11 protein-coding genes are annotated in these 13,574 nt (G+C 51.2%); 6 read left to right on the top strand and 5 right to left on the bottom strand.

Features of this window, described 5'->3' with window-relative positions:
* Positions 1–35 precede the first annotated feature (35 nt).
* From On2M_RS16665 to On2M_RS16655, 3 genes are read left to right on the top strand one after another with little or no spacing between them, the layout of a single operon-like run.
* A complete protein-coding gene (locus tag On2M_RS16665) occupies positions 36–1,133 on the top strand; it encodes a chemotaxis protein (RefSeq protein ID WP_151219412.1) in 1,098 nt (365 codons plus the stop codon).
* A 46-nt stretch (positions 1,134–1,179) separates the two neighbouring features.
* Complete coding sequence (locus On2M_RS16660) at positions 1,180–2,751, top strand: cobalamin adenosyltransferase (RefSeq protein WP_210905174.1); 1,572 nt, start codon at positions 1,180–1,182, stop codon at positions 2,749–2,751.
* Positions 2,748–3,014, top strand: a complete 267-nt coding sequence (locus On2M_RS16655) for a YkgJ family cysteine cluster protein (RefSeq protein WP_003020821.1) — start codon at positions 2,748–2,750, stop codon at positions 3,012–3,014. The genes On2M_RS16660 and On2M_RS16655 overlap by 4 nt, the downstream gene beginning before the upstream one ends.
* A 172-nt stretch (positions 3,015–3,186) precedes the next feature.
* Here the strand turns inward: On2M_RS16655 and ychF are convergent, their stop codons facing one another.
* Together ychF and pth are read right to left on the bottom strand one after the other, a co-directional pair.
* Positions 3,187–4,281 carry a redox-regulated ATPase YchF gene (gene ychF / locus On2M_RS16650; protein ID WP_016153303.1) on the bottom strand — a complete coding sequence of 365 codons (1,095 nt, stop codon included), beginning with the start codon at positions 4,279–4,281 and terminating at the stop codon, positions 3,187–3,189.
* A 115-nt stretch (positions 4,282–4,396) separates the two neighbouring features.
* Entirely contained in the window at positions 4,397–4,981 is a 585-nt protein-coding gene (pth, locus tag On2M_RS16645; RefSeq protein WP_016153302.1) for an aminoacyl-tRNA hydrolase, read from the bottom strand.
* A 275-nt stretch (positions 4,982–5,256) separates the two neighbouring features.
* Between pth and ychH the strand changes: the two genes are divergently transcribed.
* Positions 5,257–5,538, top strand: a complete 282-nt coding sequence (ychH, locus tag On2M_RS16640) for a stress-induced protein YchH (protein WP_003020810.1) — start codon at positions 5,257–5,259, stop codon at positions 5,536–5,538.
* A gap of 113 nt (positions 5,539–5,651) precedes the next feature.
* On the opposite strand, the gene lysC is transcribed toward ychH, so the two are convergent.
* Entirely contained in the window at positions 5,652–7,013 is a 1,362-nt protein-coding gene (gene lysC / locus On2M_RS16635; protein ID WP_210905173.1) for a lysine-sensitive aspartokinase 3, read from the bottom strand.
* Between the two features lie 608 nt (positions 7,014–7,621).
* On the opposite strand from lysC, the gene On2M_RS16630 reads away from it, so the two are divergent.
* Together On2M_RS16630 and On2M_RS16625 are read left to right on the top strand one after the other, a co-directional pair.
* Positions 7,622–9,007: a diaminobutyrate--2-oxoglutarate transaminase gene (locus On2M_RS16630; RefSeq protein WP_210905172.1), complete on the top strand. Its 1,386-nt coding sequence runs from the start codon at positions 7,622–7,624 to the stop codon at positions 9,005–9,007.
* A gap of 15 nt (positions 9,008–9,022) precedes the next feature.
* Positions 9,023–10,486, top strand: a complete 1,464-nt coding sequence (locus On2M_RS16625; RefSeq protein WP_210905171.1) for an aspartate aminotransferase family protein — start codon at positions 9,023–9,025, stop codon at positions 10,484–10,486.
* A 96-nt stretch (positions 10,487–10,582) separates the two neighbouring features.
* Here the strand turns inward: On2M_RS16625 and dauA are convergent, their stop codons facing one another.
* The gene (dauA, locus tag On2M_RS16620; protein ID WP_187252322.1) at positions 10,583–12,265 is read right to left on the bottom strand and encodes a C4-dicarboxylic acid transporter DauA; all 1,683 of its coding nucleotides are present in this window, start codon (positions 12,263–12,265) and stop codon (positions 10,583–10,585) included.
* 124 nt (positions 12,266–12,389) lie between these two features.
* Positions 12,390–13,337, bottom strand: coding sequence for a ribose-phosphate diphosphokinase (prs, locus tag On2M_RS16615; protein WP_001518537.1), 948 nt, complete (start codon positions 13,335–13,337; stop codon positions 12,390–12,392).
* Between the last annotated feature and the right edge of the window lie 237 nt (positions 13,338–13,574).

The following is a 13,574-nucleotide window of genomic DNA, read 5'->3' as shown; positions in this document are numbered from 1 at the left end:
GTAACAACGATTTATTGCAAAGGAGATTATTATCTATGGCATTACCATTCATTATTCTGGGCGTCGCGGCAGCGGCAACGGCGTTTGGCGGCAAAAAAGCTTATGATGGCTATCAGAAAAAATCGGAAGCTGATGATGTATTAGATCGCGCGCAACGTCGCTTTGATAAGCATAAAGAGAGTTTTGATCAGGCAAATGAAACAACGTCGAAAAAACTGGCCGAACTGGGTGAAAAAGAGCTGAAAATCGGTAAAGATTTCAATGAATTTAAAACGATTGCCGACGATCTGTTGGCGCGTATGGCTAAGGATGGGCATAAAGATCTTCGTCTGAAGGTACCGCAGCACAATATCAATAAAATTCAAAGTCTGGCGATTTCCGCCACGGAATACTTGACGACAGTCGTCGGTGCCGGGGTTTCTGGTGCTGCCGCTGGTTTTGCCGTGTACAGCGGTGTTATGGCGTTTGCCGCAGCTTCTACCGGTACGCCGATCGCCGCCCTGTCTGGTGCGGCGGCGTATAACGCCACAATGGCGGCTATTGGTGGTGGTTCCCTGGCCGCAGGTGGGTGGGGGATGGCGGGCGGCGCGATGGTGCTCGGCGGTGCGGTAGTGGCTCCGCTGATTGCTATTGCGGGCTGGGCTTACGATAGCCATGCCGAAAAAGCACTTAACAATGCTTATCAAAGCTCTCGTGAAGTGACCGCGGCGGTGGAAAAAATGAATGCGGCTGAAGCGCATCTGACGAAGGTGCAGCGGTATGTAAATAGTATTTATGAATCAATTACCCGTATGCATAGCGTCTTTGTTCAACACTACTTTGAACCGCTGAAAGCAATGCATGCCATCATTGTTGAACGTCATGAGAAGAATATCACCACCGAAATTAGTGAGTCGGAAGAGATCATGGCGATTATCGACCATGGTTATGAATTAGCCGCCATCATGACCGACGTGATCACCACGCCGCTGTTCAAGCCGGTGACGCAGGAAAACGGAGAAGCCGTTATCGAAGATGGGGTGATCCAACTGCAGACCGACAGCAACGGTATGAACCTGCTGAACAAAGAGATTCTGGACGAAAAACTGTCGGCTTCTGCTTCTGAGTTTGACGCATTTTCTTCTCGTATTTAATCGACCTGCCGGGCGATTCTGCCCGGCATTGCTATGGGTGAGCACAATGAACACAGCCAGGTTTGACTGGGGTGAAGAGTTACATCAGACGGTGGTCAAGAGTCTGACCACCTCTTTTGGGTTGGATTTTCTCTTGCTGGAGGATAAACACGGCGGCGATGTGAATACCATCCATAACGCTCGCGAGGGAGTGTATGCTACCGATGCCGAGCGTCAACGATACGAGCAACGTGAAGGGTATGATTCTCATCATTATCATAGCCACGAAAACTACATTGCCACCAATCGGGCGGGAAAAAAGGCGCACGAAGCTGGTACGTTGACTGATACCTACACCGGTGAGAGATTTGCTGCTAATGATAAAAAGAACCTCGACCATATTATTGCCGCCCATGAAATTCACAACGATCCAGGGCGTATCCTTGCCGAATGCGATGGTGCCGATCTGGCTAATGATTCATCAAATCTGACCTTCACGAATGAGTCGCTGAATAAGGCGAAGAAGGCGAAAACGATGGATGCCTTCGTGCAAACGCTACAAGAACAGTATGCTGCGACTACGCAGGAAATTGCCCGTTTACGCAGCCAGCTAACGCTTTCCGAGCAAGAGCAAAAAAAACTTAATAAGCTGGAAAATAAAGCCGCCGCCGATTTTGAACGGATGAAAGAGGCCGACAAAAAGGCGCGGGCAAAATACAACAGTACGATCAATCGGGAATATTACACCAGCAGCAAGTTTGCGAAGAATGTCGCCACTGCCACAATGAACAATGCGTTTCGCATGGGAACGCGGCAGATGTTGGGGTTGGTTCTGGCAGAGACCTGGTTTGAGTTCCGCGAGCGTATTCCCGTGATCTTTGAGAAGCATCGTCGTTCATTCGATGCCGGAGACTTCCTGCAAGATGCGGCGGAGGCATTACGCGCAGTCTGGCAGCGAGTGCAGGGTAAATTCAACACTTTCCTGACGTCCTTTAAAGACGGTGCCATCGGTGGCGTGCTCTCCAGCATTACGACGACGCTCTTCAATATCTTCTTTACGACTAAGAAGATGATGGTGCGCCTGATTCGTGAGATGTGGAACAATTTGGTACAGGCCTTTAAAGTTATGGTCTTTAATCCTGAGGGGTTAGCGCCGGGGCAGCTAGCTAAAGCGGTGAGCAAGCTGGTGGCTGCGGGTGTGTCCGTGGCTGCTGGGGTGGTGGTTAATGATGCTTTAGCCAAGATGCTCGTCTTTCCTTTTGGCCCGGAACTGGCCGCTTTCTGCGGTGCGCTGGCGACAGGTATTCTGACGCTGGTAATGAACAACTTCCTGGAACACAGCAAATTGATGAAAAAGGTCTGGGAGTTTCTGGATACGTTTAAAGATAATTATCAGAAAGCACTAGAGTATTATCAGCAGGTGAATGCTGCACTCGATCGTTATCTACTGGAGCTTTCGGCGTTAGAGTTTGCTATTGATACGTCTGCGTTATCGCGCTTCTCGCTGCATCTTAACGCGGTGAATAGTGAAATTGAGCGCGGTTTGTTGCTGCGTGCAGAGGTTGAGCGCCGTAATATTGCGCTACCCTTTGAAGCAGGGAATACCCGCTCTGTGCGTAGCTGGTTAAGTAAGCTATGACGCTAACACCCGCGTTTCCCTGTAACCAGTGCGGCGCTTGTTGTCGCCATGTCGATCGCGCCAGTGAAACGCAATTTCTAGATCGCGGTGACGGCATTTGTCAGCACTATCAGATGGAGACAAAGTTGTGTGCGATTTATGAAACACGCCCGCTTATTTGCCAGGTAGAGAAGCAGTATCAGCTTAACTATCAACAGCAATATAGCTGGCAGGAGTTCATTACGCTTAATCGTGAAGCGTGTTTAATTCTGGAGAAACTGTAGGGCTATGTGCTTCACGAAGGAGTCAGCCTCAATATGTACTCATTTTTGACAGCGTTGTTACGAGATGAGTTGAGACTCTATCAAATGAAAAATCCACGCAATTGCGTGGATTTCATAAGTTTTTTCGGTCCCGACGAAGTTCAATGAAACCTCATGAGACAGCAGGTTCTATTTAGACGTTGAACAGGAAGTTCATTACATCGCCATCTTTAACGATGTAATCTTTACCTTCTGCACGCATCTTGCCGGCTTCTTTCGCACCTTGTTCACCTTTATAGGTGATGAAATCTTCAAACGCGATGGTTTGTGCGCGGATAAAGCCTTTCTCGAAGTCTGTGTGAATTTTACCGGCGGCCTGTGGAGCCGTGGCGCCGACCGGGATGGTCCATGCACGAACCTCTTTCACGCCAGCGGTGAAGTAGGTTTGCAGGTTCAGCAATTCGTAACCTGCGCGGATAACACGGTTCAGGCCTGGTTCTTCCAGACCCATTTCCGCCATGAATTCTTCGCGGTCAGCATCATCGAGTTCAGCAATGTCAGCTTCAACAGCAGCACAAACGGCAACCACAACGGAACCTTCGGCAGCCGCGATTTCGCGTACTTTGTCGAGGTACGGGTTGTTCTCAAAACCGTCTTCGTTGACGTTAGCGATATACATGGTTGGCTTCAGGGTCAGGAAGCTCAGGTATTTGATGGCCGCTTTGTCTTCGTCAGTCAGCGTTTTTAGTGCGCGCAGCATACCGGCGTTTTCCAACTGCGGCAGGCATTTTTCCAGTGCAGCCAATTCTGCTTTAGCGTCTTTGTCACCGCCTTTGGCTTTCTTCTGTACGCGATGGATAGCGCGCTCACAGGTATCCAGATCAGACAGCGCCAGTTCGGTATTGATAACCTCAATGTCGTCAGCCGGATCCACTTTGTTATTAACGTGGATGATGTTGTCGTTTTCAAAGCAGCGAACAACGTGGCCGATCGCTTCGGTTTCACGGATGTTAGTCAGGAACTGGTTTCCCAGACCTTCGCCTTTAGACGCGCCTTTTACCAGACCGGCAATGTCGACGAATTCCATCGTTGTTGGCAGAATACGCTGCGGTTTGACGATTTCGGCCAGCTGATCCAGACGCGGATCGGGCATCGGGACAACACCGGTGTTCGGCTCGATAGTACAGAACGGGAAGTTTGCCGCTTCAATACCCGCTTTTGTGAGCGCGTTGAACAGGGTGGATTTGCCTACGTTTGGCAAACCGACGATACCGCATTTGAATCCCATGTTTAAATCACCTTAATCTTTTGATATTCAACCTGTTATAGAAAACAGATTGTAGAAAAGTAAATAACTCTGCCCATTATACACAGCACGCGAGAAAAATGCCGCACATCGCTGCTTATTGCGCTTTAAAGGTGTGCAACCGACTCGTTGCTTTGGTCAGGCCATCTTTGAATAGAATCTCGGTACAACGTGCCGCTTCGTCAATCGCTTCATCAATTAACTTCTGTTCTGAAACAGGTGGTTTGCCTAAAACGAACCCGACAACTTTGTTTTTATCACCCGGATGACCAATTCCAACGCGTAATCGGTGAAAGTTAGGGTTATTGCCCAACTTGCTAATAATATCTTTCAGGCCATTATGCCCGCCATGGCCGCCGCCAAGCTTAAATTTGGCAACGCCAGGTGGCAGGTCTAATTCATCGTGCGCGACCAAAATTTCATCGGGATTAATACGATAAAAACTGGCCATTGCACCGACGGCCTTACCGCTAAGATTCATAAATGTGGTCGGTACCAGCAGACGGACATCCTCACCTTCAAGCGTTACTCGGGAGGTGTAGCCGAAGAATTTCGGCTCATCGCGCAGGGGAGCGCGTAATCTCTCTGCCAGTAGATCGACATACCATGCGCCTGCGTTGTGTCGCGTTGCCGCATACTCTGCGCCGGGGTTCGCCAGACCGACAATCAGTTTAATCGTCACGTGTTTTATCCTGAGTGTTTCCATAAACGACGTGTAGTTTACTGTCTGAAGGTGCGCTTGACAAAAAACTGCGTGTTTATCACTAAAAACTGAATAATTGCACGAGTGGACTATTGGAAAATTAGTGTGTTCAGTAGTTTATTTGTAAAGTTTTGTTGCGCGAGTGTTTGTTATTGTGATCGCTGGCGCACTTGCGAATGGAAGTGTTGTCTATACTTTACACATAAGGATTAGGGGTATTTCCTGTAACAACCCAAAAGTTCCGGAGGTGACACATGAAACGCAAAAACGCTTCGCTACTCGGTAACGTGCTCATGGCTTTGGGGTTGGTGGTGATGGTTGTGGGAGTGGGTTATTCAATTTTAAACCAACTGCCGCAATTTAATCTGCCACAGTTTTTCGCACATGGTGCAGTGCTCAGTATTTTTGTTGGCGGTATTCTCTGGTTAGCAGGCGCCAGAGTGGGTGGGCACGAACAAATCAGTGACCGTTACTGGTGGGTACGTCATTATGACAAACGATGCCGTCGTGGTGACACCAATCACCGTCATAACTAAATCGTCCCTCTGTTAAGAGTCCGGCGGTCTGAATGCAAAGCCTTGGTTGTAAAACCAGGGCTCTGCTGGTTTATAAATCTTGCTTGATAGCGCGTTACGGAATAATAGAAGAATTACTCGAATAACCGAGAATGTAATGCTCTAACCGCGCTATCCGCATCGTCAGCCGGTAACAGGATGCACAGGTTGTCATTCGATGCTCCATGGCAAATCATTCGTACCGTATGCTCTTCAAGCCAGGCAAAAACGTCTTTGCAAACCCCCGCAGCCTGAGTCAGTTGATTCCCAACCAAAGTGACGAGTGCCAGTCCGGTTTCTACTTCCACGCGACAGTGGGAGGACAATGCGGTAAATAATGCCGTGGTTAATATATGGTCTTCGCCTGACGTCGCATGAGTGGCATCTAGTGCCAGCGCAATACAATTCTCCGAGGTTGTGACTAAATCTACCGCGACCGTGTGGCGGGCTAAAATGGCAAATACTTGCGCCAGGAAAGCACAGGACGGTTGTGATTCCAGACTGTGTAATCGCAACAGCGTCTGCTTACGGCGCACGGCGAGCGCACGATAACGCGGCGGATTATCGGTGGTGTTATGCACCAGCGTTCCGCCGGCAGCCGCATCCTTACTTGAGCCAACAAAGACCGGAATGCTTTTACGCATCGCCGGAAGCAGTGTTGCCGGATGGAGCACTTTCGCACCATAGGCGGCCATATCGCTGGCCTCGGAGAATGAGATGTGATCAATGCGTTTGGCCCGCGGCGCAATACGCGGATCGGTGGTATATATCCCCGCCACATCGGTCCAAATGTCCACGCGTGCGGCGTGAAGCGCCTCACCGAGAAGCGTCGCCGTGTAATCACTCCCACCGCGTCCAAGCGTAGTAGTGTGTCCGGCGGCATCACGCCCGATAAATCCCTGGGTCACTATGATTGCGTGTTCAAGACGAGGGCGAAGATGGGCCTCGACCTGGTGGTGCAGGGTACTAAGTTCAGGTTCGGCGCAGCCAAAACTCGAGTTGGTACACATCACGCTGCGAGCGTCAAACCACCCGGCTTCGGCATATCGTTCACGTAAAACTTCAGTAAACAACAAAGAGGACATAAGCTCGCCGTGGCTGACCAATTCATCGCTTAGCGCATCGGATGGTGAGACCGTCGTCATTTGTGCAAGGTGGCGTATGTTGTTGAGAAGATTATCGATTTCCGTGCTGATAACGGAGGGCTGCTTCAGGCGGGAAATAATGTTGTATTGAATGGCGCGTAAGGTCTCAAGTTTATCTAATTGCTGATGCGTTTCCAGACCTTCAGAAAGCTCGACCAGTAAGTTTGTTACGCCTGCAGAAGCAGACAGTACGACTAAACGGACATCTTGATCAGCAAGGACAATGCTGGCGCTGCGGTTCATCGCATCAAAATCAGCGACGCTTGTGCCGCCAAATTTGGCAACGACGGATGGTGGATAAATGCGAGTCATAACAATCTCATATCAGGGCGCCATAAAAGTATGGCTAGAAAATTTTCATTCTCGGCATAAGGGAACGATGTTCACCTTACGAAATGTCCGCCCGCGAACATTTCTGCTGACAACCCAGGGCATTCCTGTTGTCGATAACACGTGTCGCCTGTACGCGTTACCGGGTGCTGCGCATTAATTTTATTTACATAGCCTGTAAATAAGCGCGCCATACTAAGTGATTTATATTAAGGGATCGACTTTTTTATTCGATTTATCGGCAAATAAGTGAAAAATCATGTCGTAACAAGAAAGTGCGTACATCATTAATGGTAAAAACGTGTAAAAAAATAATAAAAACATGAAAATCTCATGGTTTTTATAACATCGTATGCGTTGCAATTGGCTACGGCATTGTTAATTAAATAGCTATATTTGTTTAGGATTTAGTAATGGTCGGAGAGGTTTACATATTGAAATTTAAGGGGAAAGTGATTATTTGAGACGTCTAAAAATAAATGATTGAGTCCTAAGCTAAAACAACATATATTAGCCGCGCTTTTTTACAGGTAATCCTTATAACCATTTATTCAATCAGGCGTTAATCTACACCTGGTTGTAGGAGTGATATGATGACGGATAAAGTCCGTATTGATACTTTAAGTGCTAATTCATTACCACAGAGCAATGATACCTTTTTAGCAAGACAGGCTGAGTTTGAATCTAATGTCTGCAGCTATCCACGTAAACTGCCATTGGCGATTGCTAAAGCGCAGGGCGTCTGGATTACCGACGTAGAAAATAATCAATATCTTGATTGCCTGGCAGGTGCCGGAACCCTGGCGCTTGGTCATAATCATCCTGAAGTGCTGCAGAGCATTCAAAGTGTCATCACAAGCGGCTTACCGTTACATACGCTCGATCTTACTACCCCGTTAAAAGATGAATTTTCATCTTATTTACTGTCTTTATTACCGGGCCAGGGCAAAGAATATTGCCTGCAGTTCACCGGACCGTCCGGTGCAGATGCCGTTGAAGCGGCCCTGAAGCTGGCGAAAAAAGTGACTGGTCGTTCCAGCGTGATCAGCTTCTCCGGCGGCTACCACGGGATGACTCACGGCGCGCTGTCTGTGACCGGTAACCTGTCACCGAAAGAAGCCGTCAGCAACATGATGGCGGAAGTGCAGTTCATGCCGTATCCGCATCAATACCGCTGCCCGCTGGGTATCGGCGGCGAGGCTGGCGTTAAAGCATTAACCTATTACTTCGAAAACCTGATCAACGACGTTGAAAGCGGCGTGCGTAAACCGGCTGCCGTGATCCTCGAAGCCGTGCAGGGCGAAGGCGGCGTGAACCCGGCTCCGGTCGAGTGGTTACAGCGTATTCGTAAAGTGACCCAGGAACACGGCATTCTGCTGATCATTGATGAAGTACAGGCTGGTTTCGCGCGTACCGGTAAACTGTTCGCCTTCGAACACGCCGGTATCGAACCAGATATCATCGTGATGTCCAAAGCGGTTGGCGGTGGTCTGCCACTGGCGGTTCTCGGTATTAAAAAACAATTCGATGCATGGGCACCAGGGCACCACACCGGTACTTTCCGCGGCAACCAGTTGGCGATGGCGACCGGCCTGACAACGTTGAAAATCCTCAAAGACGACAAGATTGCCGATAAAGTGGCTGCCCAGGGCGAGTGGCTGAAAGGCAAGCTGGCTGACCTGCAGAAACGCTACCCGGTGATTGGCCATGTACGTGGTCTGGGTCTGATGATTGGTATTGAAATCGTTAAGCCGAACGAAGCGCAGGATCACATGGGCTGCTACCCGGCCGATGGCGAGCTATCCGCGCTGCTGCAGAAAAAATGCTTCGAAAACGGCCTGATTCTGGAGCGCGGCGGTCGCAACGGTTGCGTGCTGCGTCTGCTGCCGTCACTGCTGATCACCAACGCTGAGCTGGAAATTTTCCTCGATAAATTCGAAAACGCCCTGCTGGGCGCTGGCATTAAGCCGGTTTAAACGGAGTTGGATCGAATGTCAGACCTAAACCCGATTCTGTCCGGCTCGGCGCAAAGCATCGCAGCCTATCAGGATGCTATCGAGCAGAGTACGAGAGCGGTGGTTGAATGGTTGAAGCAGCCTGAGATGTATCAGGGCAAAACCGTTGAACAGCTGCGCGAACGCATCAACCTGAATTTTACGTCTCAGGGCCTGGGCAACCAGGCCGCTATTGAGCGTGCGGTTGAATACTTTCTGAAAGACAGCCTGTTAGTGCACCATGCCCAGTGCGTGGCGCACCTGCATTGTCCGAGCCTGGTGATTAGCCAGGCGGCGGAAGTGCTGATCAACGCCACTAACCAGAGCATGGACTCCTGGGACCAGAGCCCATCCGCCACCATCATTGAGATCAAATTGATCGAATGGCTGCGCGAGCAGGTGGGCTATGCGGCGGGCGACGCCGGCGTGTTCACCAGCGGCGGCACTCAGAGTAACCTGATGGGCCTGATGCTGGCGCGTGATGCTTTCTTTGCACGCCAGGGTCATTCCATTCAGCAGGATGGTTTGATCGGCGATCTGAGCAAAATCAAAGTGTTTTGCTCAGAAAGCGCTCACTTCTCCGTGCAGAAGAACATGGCGCTGATGGGGCTGGGTTACCGCTTAGTGACCCAGGTGAAGACCGATGCGTTCTCCCGCATGGATGTGGCTGACCTGAAAGATAAGCTGGCCCAGGCGAAAGCGAACGGCGAGCAGGTGATGGCGATTGTTGCCACCGCAGGGACCACCGATGCAGGCGCCATCGATCCGTTAGCGGATATCGCGGCGTTGTCGGCGGAGCATCAGATTTGGTTGCACGTGGATGCAGCCTGGGGCGGGGCGTTATTGCTGTCTGAGAAGTATCGCAACTTCCTGAACGGCCTTGAGCTGGCAGATTCTGTGACTCTGGATTTCCACAAACAGTTCTTCCAGACCATCAGTTGCGGCGCGTTCCTGTTAAAAGATGCTCGCCACTATGAACTGATGCGCTATCAGGCGGCGTACCTGAACTCTGATTTCGATGAAGAAGCTGGCGTGCCGAATCTGGTGTCGAAGTCGCTGCAGACCACGCGCCGTTTTGATGCGTTGAAGCTGTGGATGGGGCTCGAAGCGCTGGGCAAAAAGCAGTATGCCGAAATCATTGATAATGGCGTAACGCTGGCACGCGATGTAGCTGAGTTTGTCAAAACTCAGCCGCACCTGGAACTGGTGATGGAGCCGCAACTGGCAAGCGTGTTGTTCCGCTTCCGTCCTGAAAGCGACGATATGGCGTTCGTTGCACTACTGAACCAACGTATTGGCGACGTTCTTCTGGCTTCGGGTAGCGCCAACGTCGGGGTGACTGAAGCGGATGGCATCACCTGCCTGAAGCTGACGCTGCTGAACCCGACGGTGTGTCTGGAGGATGTGAAAGTCCTGTTGGCCAGCGTTAAGGTAACGGCTGAAAAGTTGCTGAAAGCGTAAGCAATAAGCTTGTTATAAAAATGGCTCCCACTACGGGAGCCATTTTTTTGCCTGTCATTTATGGCCTTGCGGCGCTTCCCTTAGCCGGGATAGACGTCAGTTGATGTCCGCCAGCGCGGCGTCTTTATTCGGGAAGAATGCCAGACGCCCGGGGATCGGCTGAATACCTGCGCGAGCCATGGTACGCAGCGGCTGGAATTCCAGGTTAGATACCCGCAGTTCGCAGCCTTCAGGCAGCTTTTTGACAAAGCGCTGGAAGGCGTCCAGACCACCGGCATCCAGTACCGGGACGGCGTCCCATTTCAGCACCACAATGCGTTTACCTGCAATACGCGACTCGAGATCGGTAAATAATCCCTCCGCAGCGGCAAAGAACAGTGGGCCAATGACGCGCAGCACCAGCACATCATCCGGTACGTCTACGTTGACCGGTGCCAGACGCGTCATGCGGGCAATACGGCGCATAAACAGCAGAGAAGCGAGAACGATACCGACGCTGATGGCGATAACCATATCGAACAACACCGTCAGCGACATACACATCAGCATGACAATGATGTCGTCTTTTGGCGCATGACGCAGCAGATCCACCACTTTATGCGCTTCACTCATGTTCCATGCCACCATTAGCAACAGCGCGGCCATGGCGGAAAGCGGTAACCAGGAAAGCAGTGGCGCAAGCACCAGCAGGGCGAGGATCACCAGAATTGCGTGGATGACCGCAGAAATTGGCGAGGTCGCTCCGGCACGGACGTTTGCCGCTGAACGGGCAATTGCCGCCGTGGCAGTGATACCGCCAAAGAACGGGGCGACGATATTGCCCAGACCCTGGCCAATCAGCTCGCTGTTGGCTTTATGCTTGGTACCGGTCATCCCATCGAGGACGACAGCGCACAGCAGAGATTCGATTGCCCCGAGCATTGCCATCGAGAAGGCTGCCGGTAACAGCGCCTGTAACGAGCTCCAGCTAAGGGTAAAGTTTGATTCTGGCATATTCCACGGTAAAACCAACTGCGGCAGCAGTTGTGGGATACCATTGCCTTGCGAGCCATCGGCCAGAATATAGTGGAACTGAGATCCGATGGTGGCGACATGGCCGCCGGTCAGGTTCACGATACCCATTACCGCACAGCCTGCCAGCAGTGCAGGAAGGTGGCCCGGCAGTCGGATCCCCAGCCGCGGCCAGAAAATCAGGATCCCCAGCGTCACCACACCAATGGCGGCATCCCCCACGTTGATGGTCGGCAAGGCCATAAACAGCGCACCCACCTTCTGCAGATAGTGCTCTGGCACGTGGGCCATTTGCAGGCCGAGAAAATCTTTAATCTGCATGGTACCGATGGTGATACCAATACCGGAGGTAAAACCTAACGTCACGGACACCGGAATATATTCGATCAAACGACCAAAGCGGGCGAGGCCGAAAAGGATCAGGAATATCCCGGACATTAACGTGGCAACCAGCAGACCTGCCAGCCCAAACTGTTGCGACACCGGATACAGAATCACCACGAAGGCGGCGGTTGGGCCAGATACGCTAAAGCGCGAGCCCCCGGTAAGGGCGATAACGATCCCAGCGACGGCTGAGGTATACAGGCCGTACTGCGGAGCAACGCCACTGCCTATTGCCAGTGCCATCGCCAGTGGAATGGCAATGATCCCAACCGTTATCCCAGCGATCAGGTCGCGGGTAAAGCGAGAAGCGGTATATTTTTCTTTCCAACAAGCGTCGATGAGGGCGCGGAAAGGCATCACATGTGAGGAAAATAATCTGTTCACAATAATGTTTCATCCATGGGCGCATCATCTGTCAACTGAATGGCAGGTGAAGTAGGCAAAAGTCATACAAATAAATATTACAGATAAAAAAACCCGCCGCAGCGGGTTTTTGAGCCGGGCTCGATTAATGCTCGAACATGGCAGAGATGGATTCTTCGTTGCTGATACGACGAATCGCTTCGGCCAGCATACCCGACAGGGTCAATGTACGCACGTTTGGCAGTGCTTTGATTTCGTCAGTCAGTGGAATAGTGTCACAGACAACGACTTCATCAATCACAGAGTTGCGCAGGTTGTTTGCCGCATTACCTGAGAAGATCGGGTGGGTTGCGTAAGCAAATACGCGTTTTGCACCACGTTCTTTCAGTGCTTCTGCTGCTTTACACAGCGTACCGCCGGTATCGATCATGTCATCAACCAGCACGCAGTCACGACCAGCAACGTCACCAATAATGTGCATCACCTGAGAAACGTTCGCACGCGGGCGACGTTTGTCGATGATAGCCATGTCAGTATCGTTCAGCAGTTTAGCGATAGCGCGGGCACGCACGACGCCACCGATATCCGGAGAAACCACAATCGGGTTGTCCAGATTCAGCTGCAGCATGTCTTCTAACAGGATCGGGCTACCGAATACGTTATCAACCGGTACGTCGAAGAAGCCCTGGATCTGTTCAGCATGCAGGTCAACGGTGAGGACGCGGTCAACGCCAACGCTGGACAGGAAATCAGCGACGACTTTAGCGGTAATCGGAACACGAGCGGAACGTACGCGACGATCCTGACGTGCATAGCCGAAGTAAGGAATAACGGCGGTGATACGGCCTGCGGAAGCACGGCGCAGCGCATCAACCATAACGACCAATTCCATCAGGTTGTCGTTAGTAGGGGCACAAGTGGACTGGATGATGAAAATATCACCACCGCGTACATTTTCATTGATTTGTACGCTGACTTCGCCGTCGCTAAAGCGACCTACAGCGGCGTCGCCGAGTGAAGTGTACAGGCGGTTGGCAATACGTTGTGCTAGTTCCGGGGTGGCGTTACCAGCAAAAAGCTTCATATCAGGCACGAGAAGAACCTCAGGCATGCGTCCATTGGTGGAAAGAATCTGCCGAAAACTGTGCGGGCCGGGCAGAATCCTCTCCATGCGGTGTATTAAAGAGCGCGATGCAACGTCTGGAACAGGGTGACGTTGTCACCGCAACTCAGCTTGCCCGGCTTACTCGGTATCCTTCACGTTTCATGTGCGCTGGCATCAATTCCTCGCACCAGTGACATACGTTGGTATGCTCCTGGCGACTCGTCA

The organism is Citrobacter sp. On2M (assembly GCF_018035235.1).
Classification (GTDB): domain Bacteria; phylum Pseudomonadota; class Gammaproteobacteria; order Enterobacterales; family Enterobacteriaceae; genus Citrobacter; species Citrobacter meridianamericanus.
This window is presented reverse-complemented; position numbering and strand designations above follow the sequence as displayed.

Excerpts from the sequence above, each read along its gene's own strand:
- On2M_RS16665 (WP_151219412.1), top strand. The coding sequence starts at position 36 with ATGGCATTACCATTCATTATTCTGGGCGTCGCGGCAGCGGCAACGGCG.
- On2M_RS16660 (WP_210905174.1), top strand. The coding sequence starts at position 1,180 with ATGAACACAGCCAGGTTTGACTGGGGTGAAGAGTTACATCAGACGGTG.
- On2M_RS16655 (WP_003020821.1), top strand. The coding sequence starts at position 2,748 with ATGACGCTAACACCCGCGTTTCCCTGTAACCAGTGCGGCGCTTGTTGT.
- ychF (WP_016153303.1), bottom strand. The coding sequence starts at position 4,281 with ATGGGATTCAAATGCGGTATCGTCGGTTTGCCAAACGTAGGCAAATCC.
- ychH (WP_003020810.1), top strand. The coding sequence starts at position 5,257 with ATGAAACGCAAAAACGCTTCGCTACTCGGTAACGTGCTCATGGCTTTG.
- lysC (WP_210905173.1), bottom strand. The coding sequence starts at position 7,013 with ATGACTCGCATTTATCCACCATCCGTCGTTGCCAAATTTGGCGGCACA.
- On2M_RS16630 (WP_210905172.1), top strand. The coding sequence starts at position 7,622 with ATGATGACGGATAAAGTCCGTATTGATACTTTAAGTGCTAATTCATTA.
- On2M_RS16625 (WP_210905171.1), top strand. The coding sequence starts at position 9,023 with ATGTCAGACCTAAACCCGATTCTGTCCGGCTCGGCGCAAAGCATCGCA.